The organism is Rhodovulum viride, from assembly GCF_003265965.1.
GTDB lineage: Bacteria > Pseudomonadota > Alphaproteobacteria > Rhodobacterales > Rhodobacteraceae > Rhodovulum > Rhodovulum kholense.
The window spans coordinates 1-408 of sequence record NZ_MUAV01000194.1; the positions used below are offsets into that span (position 1 = coordinate 1).

Genomic DNA, 408 nt, shown 5'->3' on the forward strand with positions numbered 1-408 from the left:
TTGGTGTCGTAGCCGCGGGCCTTGGCCTCGGCCATCACCTCCTTCTGCTGGTCCGCAAGGTCCTTCTTCTCGCCCTCCAGGCGCTCGAAGCGCTCGATGAATTGGCGCAGTTCGGCAGCGGTGACGCGATAGGTCGCGTCGGTTTGGGCTTCGTCGCTCATATCGTCTGTTCCTCTCGTTCGCGCAGGCGGTCCTCGGCCCACGAAATCCAGTCGGTGTCGTTGCCATAGCGCCGCCGCCAGCGGCTCGGCTGCTGGTGCAGGGCGAGCTTCGAGCCATCGAGCAGGCCCTGGTGGTGGCCCTCGCAGAGCGGGATCGCCATGCAATCGGGGGCGCGGCGCGTGCCGAACCGGCCATGGATGCAGTGATGCGCCTGCGTCGGAGACAGCTGGGGCAGCCCCCATTCGG

General features: G+C 67.4%; 2 protein-coding genes. Both read right to left on the reverse strand.

Going from position 1 to position 408, the window contains the following annotated elements; all coding sequences use genetic code 11:
* The coding region (locus tag BYZ73_RS21815; protein WP_146746420.1) for a DUF2312 domain-containing protein at nt 1–161 on the reverse strand (161 nt) is incomplete at its 3' end.
* On the reverse strand, nt 158–408 hold a 251-nt coding region (locus tag BYZ73_RS23260; protein ID WP_112317611.1), incomplete at its 5' end, for a hypothetical protein. The genes BYZ73_RS21815 and BYZ73_RS23260, both read right to left, overlap by 4 nt.